An 18,088-nucleotide genomic window follows, 5' to 3' on the forward strand; every position below is an offset into this window, starting at 1 on the left:
CGCCGCTTTTCGCGGCCACTTGCCATTACTTGTGGCAAGTCGTGGGTGGATCAGCCGGCGGCGAGTTCCTTCGCGCGGGCGAGGGCGGCGTCGGTGGCTCGCGTGAAGAGCCCGGGGAGGTCGGCGTCCTGCAGCACGGCGATGGCCCGCTCGGTGGTGCCCTTGGGGCTCGTGACCTGGATGCGCAACTCGGTGGGGGTCGTGCCGCTGGCCACCAGGAGTTCGGATGCGCCCGCGAACGTGCCGTTCACGAGCTCGGCCGCCTGCTCGGCGGTGAAACCTTTTTCCACAGCCGCGGCCGTCATCGCTTCTATCAACAGATACACGTAGGCGGGGCCCGAGCCCGAGATGGTGCTGAGAGCATCGAGCTGTGATTCCGGAACCTCGACCACCGTCCCCACCGTCTCGAACAGCGCACGCACGAGCGCCAGGTCGTCGTCGCTCGAGCGCGTGCCGGCCGAGATACCGGTCACGGCCCGGCCGACCACCGCCGGCGTGTTCGGCATCGAGCGGATGACGGCGACGCCGTGCGGAAGGTGCTTCTCGAACGTCGCGACGGTCACGCCGGCCGCCACGCTGACGACCACCGCGCCCGGCTCGAGCGCATCCGCAATCTCGTCGAGCAGGTCGGGCACCATCGCCGGCTTCACCGCCACCAGAACCACGGATGCTCCGGCCACCGCCCGGCGGTTCGCCTCGGGGTCGTCGTCGGTCGCGAACGCCGTCACCCCCGGGGTGCCGTCGAACGAGGCGGCCTTCTCGGCCGAACGGTTCGTGACCCGGATGCCGCCCTGCACCTCGACCCCCGGCGCGAGCAGACCGCTCAGGATGGCGCGACCCATCGAACCGGCGCCGAGGAGGGCGATGGACGGGAGGCGGGTGCTCTCAGCGGTGCTCATCGGTCCATCCTAGGATCGGGCCATCCTAGGATTGGGCCGAGCAGCCCGCAGCGCCGACCGGAGGTCGATCGAGCGCATGCGCCTGCCGGAGGAGACGAGACACGTGAGCACATCGGGCGGCACCAGGGCCATCATCGCGGCATTGCTGGCGAACGTGGGTATCGCGGTGGCGAAGTTCGTGGCGTTCTTCCTCTCCGGTTCCTCCTCGATGCTCGCCGAGGGCGTGCACTCGCTCGCCGACTCCGGCAACCAGTTGCTGCTGCTCCTGGGCGGTCGCAAGGCGAAGAAGAAGGCCGACAAGGAGCATCCGTTCGGCTACGGCCGCGAGCGCTACGTGTACGCCTTCGTGGTGTCGATCATCCTGTTCTCGGTCGGTGGCGTGTTCGCCATCTACGAGGGCATCGAGAAGGTCAGCAACCCGCACGAGATCGAGCTGCCGTGGATCCCGATCGCCGTGCTGGTGATCGCGATCGGGCTCGAGAGCTTCTCGCTGCGCACCGCGATCAAGGAGTCGAACCATACCCGCGGCAAGCAGAGCTGGGTGCAGTTCATCCGCCGGGCCAAGGCGCCCGAGCTGCCCGTGGTGCTGCTCGAAGACACCGCGGCCCTCACCGGCCTCGCCTTCGCGCTGGTGGGCGTGAGCCTGTCGGTGGTCACGGGTGACGGCATCTGGGACGGCATCGGAACCCTGTTCATCGGCGCCCTGCTCGTGGTGGTCGCCGTGATCCTCGGCATCGAGACGAAGAGCCTGCTGGTGGGCGAGGGCGCCAACGACGCGGATGCCGCGGCGATCGTCGCGGCGATCGAGGGCACCCCCAAGGTCGACCGCCTGATCCACATCAAGACGCTCTACCTCGGGCCCGACGAGCTGTTGGTCGGCGCGAAGATCGCCCTGTCGCCCGACTCGGAGCTGCGCGATGTCGCCGCCACGATCGACGAGACGGAGGCGAACATCCGGGCCGCCGTTCCGCTGGCCCGGGTGATCTACCTCGAGCCCGACGTGTACGTGCCTCCGGTCGATGTCGAGCTCAACACCTCCGCCATCATCATCAAGAGCGCGGACTGACGGGCGGCGGGTGATGAGCGCGGAGGCGAGCCCGACCGCCGTCGTGGTGCGGCACGAGCCGATGGTGGCGCTCGGCAACTTCGGGCCGGTGCTGCGCGAGCGCGGCTACCGGATCGTGTTCGTCGACGCCTGGTCGCCGACCTTCGCCGCCGATCTCGCGGCGGTCGCGGATGCGGAGCTGCTGGTGGTGCTCGGTTCGGCGCGGGGCGTGTACGAGGCGCACGAGCATCCGTTCATCGGCACCGAGATCGCCTTCGTGCGCGACCGACTGGCGAGCGAACGCCCCACGCTCGGCGTGTGCTTCGGCGCCCAGCTGATCGCGGCCGCACTCGGCTCCGAGGTGCGCCGGGGCGGCAGCGTCGAGGTCGGGTACCGCGACGTGCGGCCCACGGATGCGGGGCTCGACTCCCCCGTACGGCACATCCTCGAGGTGCCGGTCGCGGAATGGCACGGTGACACGTTCGACCTGCCGGAAGGCGTCACCCGGCTCGCCTCCTCCACCGCATACGAGAACGAGGCCTACGGGGCCGGCGACTGGCTGCTGGCCGTGCAGTTCCATCCCGAGCTCACGGATGCGATGCACGAGGAGTGGCTGGTCGCCGACGCGCCCTACGTCGAGCGCGCGGGCTACGACGCCGAAGCGCTCCGCGCCGACCGCGAGCGTTTCGGCGCCGGCATGCAGGCGGCCTCCGCCCGGATGCTCGGCGCCTACCTCGACGGGCTCTCCCTCGACGGCCCCTCCCTCGACGGCCTGTCGCGGAAGAACGTGGTCAGCAGCTCGCCACAGGCCTCCGCCTCGACTCCGGCGACGACCTCCACCCGGTGATTCAGGCGCCGGTCGCGCAGCACGTCGTAGACCGAGCCCGCCGCCCCCGCTTTGTCGTCCCAGGCACCGTAGACCACGCGCGGGATGCGGGCGGCCAGGATGGCGCCGGCGCACATCACGCACGGCTCCAGGGTCACGATCAGGGTCGCTCCGGTGAGATGCCAGTCGCCGAGCTTCCAGGCCGCCTGCCGGATCGCCACCACCTCGGCGTGCGCCGTCGGATCCTCGCGCAGCTCGCGCTCGTTGCGGCCCACCCCGATGACCGTGCCGTCGCGATCCACGACCACCGCCCCGACCGGCACGTCGTCGCTCTCCAGAGCCGCCCGTGCCTCGTCCAGCGCCAGCCCCATCCACTCGGCGAGTCGAGCGGTCTCCGGCAGGGCAGGCAGGGCCGGCAGGGAGAGCGTGCCCGGCTCGGGCTGGTCATCCGGAATCGGGTCGGCCACGCTGCATCCCCCGTCTCCGCCACGTCACCGGGTTCGCCCGGCAGCAGCCTCTATCGTCGCGCCCTCGACCGCTCCCGTCCAGTCGGCCCGGCGCGGTCGTTCCCGCGGCCGGCCCTGTGCCGGTCGGCGGAGTCCAGTAGATTGGCGGCATGCGCGTTCACGTTGCCGACCACCCGCTCATCACCCACAAACTCACGATCCTGCGCGATCGCGCGACACCGTCGCCGACGTTCCGCTCGCTGACCGAAGAGCTGGTCACCCTGCTCGCCTACGAGGCCACCCGCACCGTGCGCGTGCAGCCCGTCACCATCCAGACCCCGGTGGCCGAGACCACCGGTGTGGCCATCAGCGACCCGCGTCCGCTGGTCGTGCCCATCCTGCGCGCCGGACTCGGGATGCTCGAGGGCATGGTGAAGCTCATCCCGAGCGCCGAGGTCGGTTTCCTCGGCATGGTGCGCAACGAGGAGACCCTCGAGCCCACCACCTACGCCGAGCGCCTTCCCGACGACCTCTCCGACCGCCAGTGCTTCGTGCTCGACCCGATGCTCGCCACCGGCGGTTCGCTCGGCGCCGCGATCGAGTTCCTCTTCGCGCGCGGGGCTCAGGATGTCACGGCCGTCTGTCTCCTCGCCGCCCCCGAGGGCGTAGCAGCCCTCGAGAAGGCCACCGAGGGCCGAGACGTCACGCTCGTCCTGGGCGCCCTCGACGAGCGTCTCAACGAAAAGGGCTACATCGTCCCCGGTCTCGGCGACGCCGGCGACCGGCTGTATGGAACGGTCTGAGCCATAGCTCAGACCGGTGCGCGGCCGCCTCTGCGGCGCACCTTGCGGTGAGGTAGCGCGGCGCGAGGCTTATGGGCGCTCTCTCCGGAAAAGGCGACGTACACGCCGCCGCCTTTTCCGGTCTGCGCGGGTCCTACCGGCGCGCCGGCGGCTCAGGCCGCGTCGGCGGCGGGGCGGGCTCGGGCTCGCAGGTCGAAGAGGCCGATGACGAGGGCCACCACGAGCAGGCCCAGGGCCACGAACATGCCGTTGCGGTAGGCGTCGTGGTAGAACTGCAGGTCGGTGGCGGGGCCGGCGCTCTCGCGGTAGATCGTGGCGAAGAACAAGGCTGACGCCGCGGCCACACCGACCGCGGTGCCGACGCGCTGACCGACCTGGGCCATCGAACCGGCGGTCCCGCCCTCGGTGACGGGGATCTCCGCCAGAGTGAGGGTCTGGTTCGGTGAGATCACGAGCCCGCCACCCGCCCCCGCGACCGCCATCGCCGCGGCCATCAGCCAGATCGACCAATCGGCCGGCGGCAGCACGGCCGCCAGCAGCACCAAGACGAACCCGACGATCGCCACCACCACGCCCAGCACCACCAGCGATCGGCCGTAGCGCGCCACCAGCCGCCCACCGATGAGCGCCGACACGGCCGACGTCAGGGCGAACGAGATGCTCACCATGCCCGCGAACACCGGCGCGAAGCCGAGCCCCTGCTGCAGATACAACGTCGTCAGCAGGAAGATCGCCGGCCCCGCCGCGAACCAGGTGGCCGCCAGCAGCAACCCGTTGCGATAGGAGCTGATGCGGAACAGCGCGAACCGGATGGCGGGAGACTTGCCCGAGGCCTCGTAGCGCCGCTCCCACCAGATGAAGAGCACGACGGCGACGGCGCATCCGACCAGCCACAGCCACCGCCACGCACTGTCGTCCGGCCCGCCCGTGGTGAGCACGAACGGCAGCATGAAGCTGAACACGGATGCCCCGAGCAGCACGATCCCGACCAGGTCGAGGTTGCGCGCCCCGGGCTGGTGCGCCTGGGTGCGCGGCAGCAGGCGGATCGCGAAGCCGAGCGCCACGAGCCCGAGCGGCACGTTCATCCAGAACAGCAGCCGCCAGCCGTCGGTCTCGCCGCCGATGGCGATCAGCAGGCCGCCGAGCGTGGGCCCGAACGCCGTGGCGACGCCGATCGTGGCGCCGAAGATCCCGAAGGCGCGACCGCGCTCTTCACCCTGGAACAACTGCTGCACGAGTCCGAGCACCTGCGGCATCTGGATGCCCGCGGCGACGCCCTGGATGATCCGCGCGATCAGCAGGATCTCGATGCTCGGCGCGAGGGCGCAGAGCGCGCTGGAGAGGGTGAACGCGCTGAGTCCGACGATGAACATCGTCTTGCGCGAGTAGAGATCGCCGAGCCGGCCGGAGGGGACGAGGGCCAGACCGAAGGCCAGCGCGTAGCCGGCCACGATGATCTGCAGCGAGGTGGAGTCCGCGCCCAGCGACTTCTCGATCGAGGGGAGCCCCACGTTGACCTTCGACAGATCGAGGATGGTCAGGGCGGCCACACCCACGGCCACCCAGTAGGCCTGCCAGCGGGTTCCCCCGCGACCGGTCGACGCGGAACAAGGAGAGGTCATGCTCGAAATCTATACCGGTGCTAACTATCCGCCCACTCGCTGATCTCCCTCGTGCACTTGACAGGGGCACAGCCGGTCCGGTTGAATTCCTTACATGACTGACAACGTGCACGCCCTGACCTCCAGTGAGGCCATCGGGGATGCCGGCATGATGATGACCGGCAGTGTCGTCATGTGTTGTCGAATGTGTCGCTAACGAGACCATCTCGCCGAGCGCCCCTCACCCTCTCAGCTTCATCCCGCTGATTGCAGAGTGACGGCGTTCCCGCACCGGATCAGCCGGTGCAGTCCCGGACTCTCATCCCAGTCCGCAGCCTGATACTTCTCGGGTCCGCCCCAGCCGGGCCACTGCCGCAAGGACAACTCCCATGTCGATCGCTCACCTCGATACCCGCCCCACCACCGTCTCGCCTGTCTCGCCGACCAAGCGTGCCGACGGCCTCTCCGAAGCCCCGCGCATCCGCGCCGTGCCCGAAGGAACCGAAGCCCGCGGCTTCGTGCTCTACGTCGGCATCGACGAAGACAAGGCCGCCGCCGACGGCACCGACCTCGGCCGCATCGTCGAGGCCCTCAAGGCTCTCGCCCAGCAGATCGCCCCGTCCTCCGACACCTACGCCGCCGTGGCGCTCGCTCCCCGCGGCGCCGGTGGCCGCGATGTCGACGTGGTGCGTCTCGCCCTGCAAGACCCCTCGGCTCTGGCCCGCCAGCGCCAGGAGATCCCGGATGCCGCCGACCGCGCCCGCGACGGCGTCGTCGTCGACCTCTCCCGCAAGCGCGTGCTGTTGGACAACGCCGCCGCGAACCTCACCTACAAGGAGTTCGAGCTGCTGCAGTACCTCGTGCTGCGCGAAGGCCGCACCATCGAACGCGCCGAACTGATCTCCTCGCTCTGGAGCGCCGGCGACGAAGAAGCCCCCAACGAACGCACCATCGACGTGCACGTACGGCGCCTGCGCTCCAAGCTCGGCGACTACGAAGACATCGTGCGCACGGTGCGGGGTGTGGGGTACCGGTTCGACCGTCATGCCGATGTCAGTGTTCGCCACACGAGCACTCCCTCGCCTGACCTGTTCTGAGGCTGGGGCCGCACCGGCGTGCCGGTCTGAACGTGCTGGATGCCGGAGCCCGCTGGGCTCCGGGTGCGCCGCTGTGCTGGTTGCCGGAGCCCGTTGGGCTCCGGGTGCGCCGCCGCCGCTGCGGCGCACCTTGCGGTGAGGTGAAGGGCTCGAGCGGGTCGTGCGCTCTCACGCAGAAAAGCGACGTACACGCCGCCGCTTTTCTACGGCACCGGCCTGTTGCTCGTGTGCTGCGACGCCACGCGGGCGCAACAGGCCGGTGCGCGCGCGGCGCGGGTGCGGGTTAGGAGGCGTCTAGGTCCGTCTCCAGGAGGGCGGCCAGGGTCTCGAGGGACTCTTCGGCTTCGGGGCCCTCGGCGGCCAGGGTGACCGTGTCGCCGTTGGCGGCGCCGAGGCTCATGATCGAGAGGATGCTGGAGGCGTCCATCGGGGTGCCTCCGGGCTTGGCGATCGTGATGCGCAGGGGCTGCTTCTTGACCGCGTCGATGAAGATCGAGGCGGGACGGGCGTGCAGGCCCACCCGGCTGGCGATGATGGCGGTGCGTTCGGGCATGAGGTTCTGCCTTTCGGTTCGAAAGATCGGGGAAGTGGGGTGTGGGGCCGTCGTCAGCGGGTCGGCACCGCGGTGCGAGGGGGCGCGGGCTGCGACGCACCGGCCGCAGCGGGCACCGGAGCAGTGAGCCCAGCATCCGCGGCACCAGCACCAGCACCGGCACCGGCACCGGCGGAGACCGCAGCCACGTCCCCGGCGGCGGTCGAAGCGTCATCGGCCAGCGGGCGGCGCCGCACGAAGCGCTTCAGCAGCACCACGAGTACGGCCGACACCACCATGCCGGCGACGATCGCCAGCAGGAACATGCCGATGTTGCCGATCGCGAAGAACACGAAGATGCCGCCGTGCGGGGCCTGCGAGGTGACGCCGGTTCCCATCACGATCGCACCGGTGAGCGCACTGCCCACGATGCCGGCGGGGATCACACGCAGCGGGTCGGCCGCCGCGAACGGGATCGCGCCCTCCGAGATGAACGCCGCCCCGAGGAACCACGCCGCCTTGCCGTTCTCGCGCTCCGCCGCGCTGAACAGGCGCCGGTCGATCACGGTGGCGAGCGCCAGGGCCAGCGGCGGAACCATGCCCGCGGCCATCACGGCCGCCATGATCTGCCACGGCGCCTGGTTCTCGACGGTGCCGGCCGCGAGACCGGCCACGGCGAAGGCGTACGCCACCTTGTTGATCGGGCCGCCCAGATCGATCGCCATCATGGAGCCCAGGATGATGCCCAGCAGAATCGCGGAGGCGCCCGTGAGCGACGACAGCCAGTCGTTCAGCCCCGTCATCAGCAGTGCGATCGGGCCGCCGAGCACGAGCAGCATGAGGCCGGAGGCGAAGATCGAGCCGAACAGCGGGATGATCACGACGGGCATCAGGCCCCGGATGACGCGCGGCACGCGCAGGCGGCCGATCGCCCAGGCGATGAAGCCGGCCAGCAGACCGCCGACCAGACCGCCGAGGAATCCGGCGTTCATCACCAGGGCCACGGCACCGGCCGTGAAGCCGACCGCGATACCCGGCCGGTCGGCGATCGCGTAGGCGATGTAACCGGCGAGAGCGGGCACGAGGAAGCCCATCGAGGCGGCACCGATCACGAACGAGACCGCACCGAGATAGGTGGCCAGGCCGCCCTCCGGCAGGTTCCAGAGCGAGTTGCCCAGCACGATGTCGGTGGCGCTGGAGTTGATCTGGTAGCCGGCCAGCAAGAAGCCGAGCGCGATCAGCAGGCCGCCGCCCGCCACGAACGGGATCATGTAGCTGACGCCCGTGAGCAGGTAGCGCTTGAGCTTGGCGCCGATGTGCTCGTTCGGGGCTCCGTTGCCGGAGCGGCCCGCGCCCGCGGCCTCGCCCGATCCGCTCTCCCCCGCCACCCGGCGGGCCGAGGGGTCGGTCGCAGCGGCCAGCGCCTCCGCGATCATGGCGTCGGGCTCGTCGATTCCGCGCTTCACAGGCGACTGGATGACGGGCTTGCCGGCGAACCGGCCCTTGTCGCGCACGTCGACGTCGACCGCGAACACCACGGCGACGGCGCGGGCGATGAGCGACGGATCCAGCGGGTCGGCTCCGGAGGATCCCTGCGTCTCGACGTGCAGCTCGGCCCCCGCGCGGGCGGCCGCGGCCACCAGCGAGTCGGCGGCCATGTAGGTGTGCGCGATGCCCGTGGGGCAGGCGGTGACCGCCACGAGGATCGGCTTCTCGGCTGCAACGGCGACCGCCGGCGCCGACGGAGCAGCCGCCGCGACCGGTGCCACGGTCTCCGCGACCGGCGCCGCAGCACCATCCGCCGCCGTCGCCGTCGCCGAAGGAGCAGCCGCCGCCTTCGCGGACGCCCCTCCCGCCAGCGCCCCGTCGACGAGCGCCACGATGGCCTCCGCCGTCGGCGCCTCGCGGAGGGCCGCCACGAACTCGGGCTTGATGAGCGAGCGGGCGAGCGTCGACAGCAGCACGAGGTGCTCCTGGTCGGCGCCGTCGGGAGCGGCGATGAAGAAGATCAGGTCGGCCGGGCCGTCGCCCGCGCCGAAGTCGACCGCGGGGCGCGGCCGGGCCATGGCGAGCGTCGGCTCGAGCACGGCCGCCGAGCGGCAGTGCGGGATGGCGAGGCCGCCGGGGATGCCGGTGTCGGTCTTGCTCTCGCGATCCCACGCATCGGCGTAGAGCGCCTCGGCGTCGGTGGCGCGGCCGGTGGCGGTGACGAGTTCGGCCAGGCGGCGGATGACGCCGGACTTCTCGGCGCCGAGATCCTGGTCGAGCAGGACCAGTTCCGTGGTGATGAGGGACATGGGAGGGAACTCCTTCGTTATCTCCGCCCGGCGGCGATGCGCGGGCGCTGGCTGACGAGGATCTCGTCGGGATGGGTGAGCTCGAGGGACGGAACCCGGGAGCCGGGCAGGGAGGCGGCGGCCGCACCGTGGGCGACGGCCTGGGCGAGGCGACCGGCCACGTCGTCACCGCGTTCGGCGGCGAGCAGGTAGCCGGCGAGCGAGCAGTCGCCCGCACCGACCGTGCTGCGGGCCACGATGACGGGGGCGCGGGCGGCGAGCACCTCGTCGCGGCTCACCAGCAGGGCGCCGCGGGCGCCGAGCGTCACGAGCAGCGATCCGAGCGCGGGCGCGCGGTCGAGCAGGTCGTGGGCCACGGCGATCACGGCGTCGTCATCCGCCTCGAAGTCGTCGGAGGCGAGGGCGGGGACCGCGATGCCGGACGCGGCGGCGAGTTCGAGCAGCTCGTCGCCGTTCGGCTTGATCAGGGCGATCGAGGCCCCGGATGCCACGGCGGCGGCCAGGGGCGAGCCCGAGCTGTCGACGGCGATCGCCGGCGCGCTGCGCCCGGACAGCGCAGCCTCCGACTGGACCGCCGCAACGATCCGCGCGTAGAAGTCGTCGGGGGCTCCGGGCGGCAATGACCCGGCGAGCACGAGCCAGGAGGCGGCGGCCGAGCGCTGCACGATGAGCGCGATCAGCGCATCCGTCGTGGCCTCGTCGACCGGCGCACCGGGCTCGTTGAGCTTGGTGGTGGTGCCGTCGGGCTCGGTGACGGTCGTGTTCGAGCGGATCGGCGCCTCGACGGGCACGCTCTCGGCCGGGATGCGGGCCGCACCGAGGGCGAGGATCAGCGGATCGTCCGGCGCGCCGGGCAGCAGGGCGAGAGTCGGGCATCCGGCGGCGTGCAGCGCTCGCGAGACGTTGACGCCTTTGCCGCCCGGCTCCTGGGTGGAGCGGAACGCGCGCTGCACCTGGCCGCGCTGCAGCGGGGCGGTGAGATCGATGGTGCGGTCGAAGGAGGGGTTGACCGTGACGGTGACGATCACGCGACGATCACCTCGACCCCGTCGGCGTCGAGCGCGGCGGAGAGCGTTCCGGCCGGGTCGGCGTCGGAGATGAGGGTGTCGAGATCGCGCAGCTCGGCGAAGCGGTAGAGCGCCTCGTCGCCGAGCTTGCTCGCATCGACGAGCGCGACGGTGCGGCGGGCGCTGCGGATCATCGCCGCCTTCACCGAGGCCTCCCGCTCCTCGGGGGTGCTGAGACCGAACGAGGCGCTGATGCCGTTGGCACCGAGGAAGGCGATGTCGGGTCGCAGATGGGCGAGCTGGTCGATGGCGGCGGCACCGACGGCCGCGCTCGTGACGCCGCGCACGCTGCCGCCGAGCAGGTGCAGGTCGATCGCGGGATTGAGGTGGAGCAGTGCGGCGATCGGCACGGAGTTGGTGATGACGATCAGCTGGCGGCCGTCGGAGGAGGTCCAGTCGGCCAGACGCTCGGCCAGCGCGCCGGTGGTGGTGCCGCCGTCGAGCAGGATGGAGCCGCTGAAGCCCTCACCGAGCAGGGTGAGCGCGGCGTCGGCGATGGCGAGCTTCGCCTCGCGCGCCCGATCCGTCCGGTCGGCGACGCTCGGCTCGGCGATGCTGGTCTTGGTGCTCGCGACGGCTCCGCCGTGCACGCGGCGCAAGACGCCTTCCCGCTCGAGCAGGTCGAGGTCGCGGCGCACCGTCTCGGGCGTGACGCCGAGCGAGACGGCCAGGTCGGCGACGGTAACGCGGCCGCTGGTGGCGAGCAGGTCGCTGATCTGTTCGTGGCGTTCGACGGCGTACATGTCGGTTCGACCTTCCCGAGGACTCGGCTCTGAATCTGCACATTTCTGTGTTCGTGTGAGATTAGATCCGTTTATCTTCGAATGCAAGAGTCAAACACAGATTGATGAGAGATCAAGGGGGGATATCGGCGCGCAAAGACTGGCGCCGAAGGCTTGCATCCGCCCCCCGAATGAGGCACACAGCCGATTCCCAGGAAAATAACGTTTTGGTAACTAGCGGTCCGTTACCGGACCGTTATATATTCAAGGAGTCGAAGTTGTTTGCTGTGGCAACTGAGACGGAATGTGATTGCAGGACACTCTTGGTGCAAGGGAGAGGGCCCGTCGTTAGCCTCTACGACGGGCCCTCAATCATTTAACCGAGCACTCCACCCACGAGCACTCCACTCACGAGCTCTCCACCGGGATCGCTGCGGCGATACGGTTGCCGCATGAGCACTGAGACGCTGTTCGTCGGCACCGTCATCACCGTTGATACGGCACGGCCACGAGCCGAGGCTCTTCTCGTGCGTGACGGCCGGATCGCCGCTGTGGGGACGATGGAAGAAGTGCGGGCCGCCGTGACAGCGTCCGGCGACGAACTCGAGCTCATCGAACTCGGCGACCGCGCCCTGCTGCCCGGGTTCGTGGAGGCGCACGGGCATCCGAGCGACACCGCCGTGGTGCTCAGCCACTTCATGGTCGACATCCGGCCCGTCACGCTCGCGACCGCCGAGGAGGTGATGCAGGCCATCCACGAGGGTGTCGCGGAGCATCCGGAGGGCGCCTACTTCAACGGGTGGGACGGCCTGCTGCAGACCGGGCTGAGCGACCCGGGCATCCACGAGCTCGACCGCATCGGCGGCGCGACGCCGCTCGTGATCCTGCACAACTCCGGGCACGTCGTGTACTTCAACACGGCGGCGGCGAAGAAGGCGGGGATCGACAAAGACACGCCCGATCCGGTGGGCTCGCACTGGGAGAAGGACGCCGACGGCGAGCTCACCGGCAAGGGCTTCGAGGTGGGCACGGTGTTCGCCCTGATGGGATCGACGCTCGGCGCGGCCGCCCACGAGCTGCCCGCGCTGCTGGCGGGCTACCTCGGAACCCTCAACGCCGTCGGCATCACGACCGTGAGCGACATGAGCTGGGATCACGCCAAGCAGCCCGCCCTCGACGCGGCCCGCGCCGCCGGCGGCCTGAGCGCGCGCCTGCGCCTCTACGAGATGTCGGCACCGGGCAAGAAGGCCTCGGTGCAGCCGGACAACGGCGACGAGCTGGTGCGGCAGGTGGGCGTGAAGACGTGGGCCGACGGATCGCCGTGGGTCGGCAACATCCTCATCTCCTTCCCCTATCTCGACACCGAGGGCACCCGCTCGATCGGCGTCGAGCCGGGGTCGCACGGCTCGGCCAACTACAGCCGCGAACAGCTCGACGAGGTGGTCGAGCAGTACTTCCCCGAGGGCTGGCAGCTCGCCTGCCACGTGCACGGCGACCTCGCGGTGGACCGGGTGCTCGACACGTGGGAGGCCCTGCTCGCACGGCATCCACGGGCCGACCACCGGCTGCGGATGGAGCACGTCGGCGCCATGAGTCCCGCCCAGTTCGAGCAGGCGGCCGCGCTGGGCGTCACGGCGAGCCTGCTGATCGACCACGTGTACTACTGGGGCGAGGTGCTCGTCGACCAGCTCTTCGGTCCCGAACACGGCGGGCCCTGGGCGAACGCGCGCGCGGCCCTGGATGCCGGGCTGAAGATCTCGCTGCACAACGACGGCACCGTCACCCCCGCCGAACCGCTGCGCAACATGAGCGTGGCGATGACCCGCACCACGCGCTCGGGACGGCACATCGAGGGCGCCGACGGCATCACGCTCGACGAGGCCATCCGCGCGCAGACCCTGGATGCCGCGTGGCAGCTGTTCTCCGAGCACGAGGTGGGGAGCCTGGAGGTGGGCAAGTTCGCCGATCTGGTGGTGCTCTCGGCCGATCCGTCCTCCGTGACCCCGGATGAGCTGCCCTCACTGACGGTCGAGCAGACCTGGCTGGCGGGCGAGCAGGTCTACCAGCGGCAGGCCGACGCGCACGGAGAGCACATCCCGCACCCGCCCGTGTCAGAATGATTCTCACGTTTCGACCCACGACTGCCTGGAGGTGGCATGCCCGACGTCTCTCCCGTGGCGGCCTGGGAATCGCTCTTCCGCGCGCAGGTGACAGTGATGCGCCAGCTCGCGACCGAGTTCCCCACCGACATCGTGTCTCTGAACGAGTACGACGTGATGTTCAACCTCTTCATCCAGCCGCAGAAGACCCTGCGCATCCGCGACCTCGGCGAGAAGGTGCTGCTCACCCAGCCCAGCATCAGCCGGCTGGTCGACCGGCTGGTGGCCCGCGGCATCCTCGCGAAGTGCGACGACCCCACCGACGGTCGCGGCACGCTCGTGCACCTCACCGACGAGGGCGTGCAGACCTACCGCAAGGCGGCCGTGCTGCACGCCGAGTCGATCAGCGCGCACATGAGCGGGCACCTCACCCCCGACGAGCTCGACGAGCTTGCCCGGCTCTGCGACAAGCTGCGCACCGGCGTCGCCGGGAAATGACCGCTCCGGGTTCGCCGCCGGCGTGCGGATGCGACGGGGTGCGGATGCGACGGTGCCGCTGCGACGGGGTGCGGATGCGCCCGGCCCCGAGTTGGATGAGAGGGTGAGCGACTCCGGCACGACCCCCTCCGGCCCGACCCCCTCCGGCACGACCCTGGTCTGGTTGCGCGACGATCTGCGGATCCGCGACAACCCCGCCCTGCACGACGCCGTCCGGCGCGGCGACCCGATCGTCTGCCTGTACGTGCTCGACGACGAGTCCGACGGCATCCGCCCGCTGGGCGCGGCGTCGCGCTGGTGGCTGCACGGCTCGCTCGAGGCCCTCGGCGAGGAGCTGCGGGCGGTGGGCCTCGAGCTCACGCTGCGACGCGGGAAGGCCGCTGACGTGGTTCCGGCGGTCGTCTCCGAGGTCGGCGCCACCGCGGCCCTGTGGAACCGGCGCTACGGCGAGGCCGAGCGCGCCGTCGACACCGGCCTGAAGTCGTCGCTGCGCGAGGCCGGCCTTGAGGTCGAGAGCTTCCACGGCTCGGTGCTCGTCGAACCGTGGACGATCCTCACCGGCCAGGGCGGCTGGTACAAGGTCTTCACGCCGTTCTGGCGGGCGGTGACCTCGCGGCCGACGCCGCGGCATCCGGTGCCGGCTCCGACCGTCTCGGACGAGCTGCACCATCGTCAGGTCGCGTCGGACGAGCTCGATGCCTGGGCGCTGCTGCCCACCCGCCCCGACTGGGCCGCGGGCCTGCGCGAGCGCTGGCAGCCCGGCTCGCAGGGCGCGCACGATCGCCTCGGTTCGTTCCTGCGCTCCGGCGTCGGCGCGTACGTCGACGAACAGGACTTCCCGGCCGAAGACGCCACCTCCGGGCTCTCGCCGCACCTGCGCTTCGGCGAGATCAGCCCGTTCGAGGTGTGGCACGCGGTGGAGCGGCATCGTTCGCGGGCGCCCCAGGATGCGGTCGGGGCATCCGCATTCCTCCGCCAGCTGGTGTGGCGGGAGTTCGCGTACCACCTGCTGTACCACCTGCCCTCGATCACCACCGAGAACATGCGGCCCGAGTTCGACCGCTTTCCGTGGGAGAAGCCCTCGCCGACGACGCTCGCGGCCTGGCAGCAAGGGCGAACGGGCATCCCCCTGGTCGACGCGGGGATGCGCGAGCTCTGGCACACCGGCGTGATGCACAACCGGGTGCGGATGGTGGTGGCGTCGTTCCTGGTGAAGAACCTGCGCGTGGACTGGCGGGTGGGCGAGGCCTGGTTCTGGGACACGCTGGTGGATGCCGACCCGGCGTCGAACGCGCTGAACTGGCAGTGGGTGGCCGGCTCGGGGCCGGATGCGGCCCCCTACTTCCGGGTCTTCAACCCCGAACTGCAGGCCACGAAGTTCGATCCGCAGCGCCAGTACATCGCGCACTGGGTGCCCGAGGTGGATGACCCCGAGGCGTACCCCGACCCCCTCGTCGACCTCAAGGAGTCGCGCAAAGCAGCGCTCGACGCCTACGCCACCATCCGCTGATCTCGCCGCCTACCCCGAGCCAGCGGAAAAGCGGCGGCGTGTACGTCGCTTTTCCGCCGGTAGGGCGCCCAAAGCCACCGCGCCGAACACGACTCGCACGGTTCGCCGCAGGGGCGGCGGCGAACCAAACAAGTCAGTATCCGCTGAAGGCGTCGCGGTGGATGCGGCGGGCGCCGGCGTGACGGAACTCGGCGGAGACGTGGTCGACGAAGCCGGGAGGGCCTGAGACGTAGGCGCGGCGAGCGGCGACATCCGGGATCGCCGCTTTCAGGGTATCCGAGGTCAGACGGCCGGAGCCGAGGTAGACCCACTCCGGCGGGAGGTCGGAGGGCTCGGTGGGGGCCGTGACGAGCACGCGGATGCCGGCGGCCAGGAGTTCGGGCTGGTACGCCAGCTCGTCGGCGGCCGAGACCGCGTAGACGAGCACCACGTCGGCGGGGCGGGAGCCGCCGCGGGCCCGATCGGCCAGCTGCGCGACGAACGGCGTGACGCCGATGCCGCCGGCCGCGAGCACCAGGGGCACCGAGGCATCCGTCGGCAGCAGGAAGTCGCCCGAGACGCCGGTGGCGCGCACCACGGATCCGGGCTCGAGGCCGGCCAGCGCCGTCTTGAACGAGCTCGACGGCTGCGAGAGCTTGATGCCCACGCTCACGCGCTCGGCCTGCGCCCCCTCGTCGGGCGACGAGGCGATGCTGAACACCCGGCGGGTTCCACGCGAGTCGGCGCCCTTGTGCGGCAGCGTCAGCTCGAGGTACTGACCGGCCCGGAAGCGCAGCGGCGCGAGCGGCACGAAGTCGAACGACGCCGCGGTGGGCGTGAGGTCGCGCACCCCCTGATAGCGCAGACGGATGCTGCGCCGCTGCCCGAAGGCGAAGGCCACGGCATTGCCGATCACCAGGGCGATCTCGGGCGAGGAGTACACCGGACCGATCTGGAACGGGATCGAGAACAGCACGGCGACGAGCGCCGCCACCCCCAGCTGCTGCCAGCGCCGCGGCGGCAGCGTGAGCGGCTCGCTCAGCATGAAGCCGGCCAGGAAGACGATCGGGAACGAACCGACGGCCAGCCACAGGGCGTCGCCGAATCCGGTGCCCAGCGTCATCATCCGCGCGGTCGAGATGGCCGTGGCCAGCAGCACGAAGGTGAGGCCGAGCGCGAGCTTGCGGGTGCGGTAGAGCACGAGGAATGCGCCGACGGCGACGAAGGGCAGCAGCACGGGCGTAGCGACCCACCAGGCGGACGGGTAGAGCGTGCTCACCGACATCACCACGGCCGCGATGGCGACGGGGTTGAAGATGTGGCGGCCCCGGATGGCGAGCAGGAACTTCGAGGCGGAGGCCACGATGCCCGTGACCGCCAGCAGCAGGAGGCTCACGACCTCACCCGTGGGGATGAACACGAAGAAGATCAGCAGACCGGTGATGGCGGCCGACTGCAGGTGCGCCCGGGTGCGGAAGGCGAGCGCCAGCACCCAGCTGGAAACGAGCGTGGCCACGAGTGCCACGGCGAGGCTCAGAACAAGCTGCAGCGGGGTGTAGAAGATCTGCCCGACCGCGCTGGCGATCAGCGCCACGACGGCGATCACGCCGAGCACGAGCACCATCAGGTTGTACATCGTGATGCGGCCGATCAGCGTGTCCAGTCGTGCTTTCATGAGAAGAGCTCCCCGGGGAAGTCGCGCGAGCGTTCGGCTCGGCCGTCGGCGTACATGCGGATATAGCTGAAATGGAATGTGTTCGCGAGCTGGTGCGCGCCGGTGAAGAACAGGGCGGTGGCCAGCCCGTCGGCGAGGGCCGTGTCGGCGGCCACCACCCAGGTCGCGATCACCTCGCGGGCCGGGTTGCCCGTGCGGTGGTCGAGGATGTGGTGCAGCCCGTCGCCCCAGGTGCGGCGGTTGCTCGCCGAGGCGCAGAGCGAGGCGCTCGCGAACTCCGCCACGCCGATCGCCTGACCGGGGTGCAGCGGATGCTCCAGGCCGACCCGGATCGGCTCGGCACCCCGGTGCACCAGATCGCCGCTGGCATCCACGACGAACTCGGCGAGACCGTGCTCGCGCAGGAGCGCGGCGACGATGTCGACGAGATAGCCCTTGCCGGCGGCGCCGACGTCGATCACGAGCGGTCGCTCGGTGACGACCTCGAGGCCGTTGCGGTGCACATCGACCGGCCAGGCGGGCCGCGGGAGCGCATCCGTCGCCCGGCGATCACCGGGCGCGACCGGCTGCAGAGTGTAGGAGGGGTCGTAGCCGAGCAGCTCGAGCTCGCGCCCGACGAGCGGGTCGAGCGCGCCGCCGGTCGCGGCCACCAGGCGGTCGTAGAGCTCGAACAGCGCCGCCGAATCGGGCGGGAACGAGTGCTGCCCGGGCTGCTGGGCGATCCGGGTGACCAGAGAGTCCGCGCGGAAACGCGAGTACACGGCGTCGAACGCCGCGATCCGCTCGAGCACGGCCTCGCGGAGGGAGGGCTCCAGCGCATCCGGGGTCTCGATCTGCCAGTGCGTGCCGATGGCCTCGAAATCGAAGCGGGCCGGATCGACGCGGGCCCGGTCGACACGAGCCGGATCGACGCGGGCCGGATCGACGCCGGTCAAATCGACGCGGGAGGGCTCGCGCACGACCGGATCCTGGGTCGTCGCGGTCATCGCGGG

At 70.7% G+C, this 18,088-nt stretch carries 16 protein-coding genes; 7 read left to right on the forward strand and 9 right to left on the reverse strand.

All coding sequences use genetic code 11. The features are described from left to right. Positions 1-50: 50 nt before the first annotated feature. The gene (proC, locus tag Q0D75_RS05605) at positions 51-899 is read right to left on the reverse strand and encodes a pyrroline-5-carboxylate reductase (protein ID WP_291050295.1); all 849 of its coding nucleotides are present in this window, start codon (positions 897-899) and stop codon (positions 51-53) included. Between the two features lie 103 nt (positions 900-1,002). Between proC and Q0D75_RS05610 the strand changes: the two genes are divergently transcribed. Then, the gene (locus tag Q0D75_RS05610) at positions 1,003-1,965 is read left to right on the forward strand and encodes a cation diffusion facilitator family transporter (RefSeq protein WP_291050297.1); all 963 of its coding nucleotides are present in this window, start codon (positions 1,003-1,005) and stop codon (positions 1,963-1,965) included. 13 nt (positions 1,966-1,978) lie between these two features. After that, positions 1,979-2,791, forward strand: coding sequence for a glutamine amidotransferase (locus tag Q0D75_RS05615; protein WP_291050299.1), 813 nt, complete (start codon positions 1,979-1,981; stop codon positions 2,789-2,791). Here Q0D75_RS05615 and tadA read toward each other — a convergent pair. After that, positions 2,674-3,141, reverse strand: a complete 468-nt coding sequence (gene tadA, locus Q0D75_RS05620) for a tRNA adenosine(34) deaminase TadA (RefSeq protein WP_291050364.1) — start codon at positions 3,139-3,141, stop codon at positions 2,674-2,676. The genes Q0D75_RS05615 and tadA overlap by 118 nt on opposite strands. A gap of 245 nt (positions 3,142-3,386) precedes the next feature. Here tadA and upp point away from each other — a divergent pair, with 245 nt between their 5' ends. Then, positions 3,387-4,019, forward strand: a complete 633-nt coding sequence (gene upp, locus Q0D75_RS05625; protein ID WP_291050301.1) for a uracil phosphoribosyltransferase — start codon at positions 3,387-3,389, stop codon at positions 4,017-4,019. Between the two features lie 152 nt (positions 4,020-4,171). Here the strand turns inward: upp and Q0D75_RS05630 are convergent, their stop codons facing one another. Next, positions 4,172-5,641, reverse strand: coding sequence for an MFS transporter (locus Q0D75_RS05630; protein WP_291050303.1), 1,470 nt, complete (start codon positions 5,639-5,641; stop codon positions 4,172-4,174). Positions 5,642-6,009: 368 nt separating this feature from the next. Between Q0D75_RS05630 and Q0D75_RS05635 the strand changes: the two genes are divergently transcribed. Continuing rightward, positions 6,010-6,717, forward strand: a complete 708-nt coding sequence (locus Q0D75_RS05635) for a winged helix-turn-helix domain-containing protein (RefSeq protein WP_291050305.1) — start codon at positions 6,010-6,012, stop codon at positions 6,715-6,717. A gap of 283 nt (positions 6,718-7,000) precedes the next feature. Here the strand turns inward: Q0D75_RS05635 and Q0D75_RS05640 are convergent, their stop codons facing one another. The 4 genes from Q0D75_RS05640 to Q0D75_RS05655 are packed head-to-tail and all read right to left on the reverse strand — an operon-like array spanning position 7,001 to position 11,356. Further along, on the reverse strand, positions 7,001-7,270 hold the full coding sequence (locus Q0D75_RS05640) for an HPr family phosphocarrier protein (RefSeq protein WP_291050307.1): 270 nt from the start codon (positions 7,268-7,270) through the stop codon (positions 7,001-7,003). Positions 7,271-7,323: 53 nt separating this feature from the next. After that, entirely contained in the window at positions 7,324-9,546 is a 2,223-nt protein-coding gene (locus Q0D75_RS05645; RefSeq protein WP_291050309.1) for a fructose-specific PTS transporter subunit EIIC, read from the reverse strand. Positions 9,547-9,563: 17 nt separating this feature from the next. After that, the gene (locus Q0D75_RS05650; protein ID WP_291050311.1) at positions 9,564-10,574 is read right to left on the reverse strand and encodes a 1-phosphofructokinase family hexose kinase; all 1,011 of its coding nucleotides are present in this window, start codon (positions 10,572-10,574) and stop codon (positions 9,564-9,566) included. Next, the gene (locus Q0D75_RS05655; protein ID WP_291050313.1) at positions 10,571-11,356 is read right to left on the reverse strand and encodes a DeoR/GlpR family DNA-binding transcription regulator; all 786 of its coding nucleotides are present in this window, start codon (positions 11,354-11,356) and stop codon (positions 10,571-10,573) included. The genes Q0D75_RS05650 and Q0D75_RS05655 overlap by 4 nt, the downstream gene beginning before the upstream one ends. A 431-nt stretch (positions 11,357-11,787) precedes the next feature. Here Q0D75_RS05655 and Q0D75_RS05660 point away from each other — a divergent pair, with 431 nt between their 5' ends. The 3 genes from Q0D75_RS05660 (at position 11,788) to Q0D75_RS05670 (ending at position 15,442) form a co-directional block, all read left to right on the forward strand. Continuing rightward, positions 11,788-13,455 carry an amidohydrolase gene (locus Q0D75_RS05660; RefSeq protein ID WP_291050315.1) on the forward strand — a complete coding sequence of 556 codons (1,668 nt, stop codon included), beginning with the start codon at positions 11,788-11,790 and terminating at the stop codon, positions 13,453-13,455. A 36-nt stretch (positions 13,456-13,491) separates the two neighbouring features. Beyond that, a complete protein-coding gene (locus Q0D75_RS05665; protein ID WP_291050317.1) occupies positions 13,492-13,932 on the forward strand; it encodes a MarR family transcriptional regulator in 441 nt (146 codons plus the stop codon). Positions 13,933-14,035: 103 nt separating this feature from the next. Further along, on the forward strand, positions 14,036-15,442 hold the full coding sequence (locus Q0D75_RS05670) for a deoxyribodipyrimidine photo-lyase (RefSeq protein ID WP_291050319.1): 1,407 nt from the start codon (positions 14,036-14,038) through the stop codon (positions 15,440-15,442). A 133-nt stretch (positions 15,443-15,575) separates the two neighbouring features. Here the strand turns inward: Q0D75_RS05670 and Q0D75_RS05675 are convergent, their stop codons facing one another. Both Q0D75_RS05675 and Q0D75_RS05680 read right to left on the reverse strand, forming a co-directional pair. Further along, the gene (locus Q0D75_RS05675; protein WP_291050321.1) at positions 15,576-17,096 is read right to left on the reverse strand and encodes an oxidoreductase; all 1,521 of its coding nucleotides are present in this window, start codon (positions 17,094-17,096) and stop codon (positions 15,576-15,578) included. Beyond that, positions 17,093-18,082: an FAD:protein FMN transferase gene (locus Q0D75_RS05680; RefSeq protein ID WP_291050323.1), complete on the reverse strand. Its 990-nt coding sequence runs from the start codon at positions 18,080-18,082 to the stop codon at positions 17,093-17,095. Before Q0D75_RS05680 ends, Q0D75_RS05675 begins: the two co-directional genes overlap by 4 nt. Positions 18,083-18,088: the final 6 nt, after the last annotated feature.

Origin of the sequence: Herbiconiux sp. (assembly GCF_023264855.1) — a bacterium.
Taxonomy (GTDB): domain Bacteria; phylum Actinomycetota; class Actinomycetes; order Actinomycetales; family Microbacteriaceae; genus Herbiconiux.

Coding starts and splice junctions, on each gene's coding strand:
- proC (WP_291050295.1), bottom strand. CDS start 899: ATGAGCACCGCTGAGAGCACCCGCCTCCCGTCCATCGCCCTCCTCGGC.
- Q0D75_RS05615 (WP_291050299.1), top strand. CDS start 1,979: ATGAGCGCGGAGGCGAGCCCGACCGCCGTCGTGGTGCGGCACGAGCCG.
- tadA (WP_291050364.1), bottom strand. CDS start 3,141: ATGGGGCTGGCGCTGGACGAGGCACGGGCGGCTCTGGAGAGCGACGAC.
- upp (WP_291050301.1), top strand. CDS start 3,387: ATGCGCGTTCACGTTGCCGACCACCCGCTCATCACCCACAAACTCACG.
- Q0D75_RS05630 (WP_291050303.1), bottom strand. CDS start 5,641: ATGACCTCTCCTTGTTCCGCGTCGACCGGTCGCGGGGGAACCCGCTGG.
- Q0D75_RS05635 (WP_291050305.1), top strand. CDS start 6,010: ATGTCGATCGCTCACCTCGATACCCGCCCCACCACCGTCTCGCCTGTC.
- Q0D75_RS05640 (WP_291050307.1), bottom strand. CDS start 7,270: ATGCCCGAACGCACCGCCATCATCGCCAGCCGGGTGGGCCTGCACGCC.
- Q0D75_RS05645 (WP_291050309.1), bottom strand. CDS start 9,546: ATGTCCCTCATCACCACGGAACTGGTCCTGCTCGACCAGGATCTCGGC.
- Q0D75_RS05655 (WP_291050313.1), bottom strand. CDS start 11,356: ATGTACGCCGTCGAACGCCACGAACAGATCAGCGACCTGCTCGCCACC.
- Q0D75_RS05660 (WP_291050315.1), top strand. CDS start 11,788: ATGAGCACTGAGACGCTGTTCGTCGGCACCGTCATCACCGTTGATACG.
- Q0D75_RS05665 (WP_291050317.1), top strand. CDS start 13,492: ATGCCCGACGTCTCTCCCGTGGCGGCCTGGGAATCGCTCTTCCGCGCG.
- Q0D75_RS05675 (WP_291050321.1), bottom strand. CDS start 17,096: ATGAAAGCACGACTGGACACGCTGATCGGCCGCATCACGATGTACAAC.
- Q0D75_RS05680 (WP_291050323.1), bottom strand. CDS start 18,082: ATGACCGCGACGACCCAGGATCCGGTCGTGCGCGAGCCCTCCCGCGTC.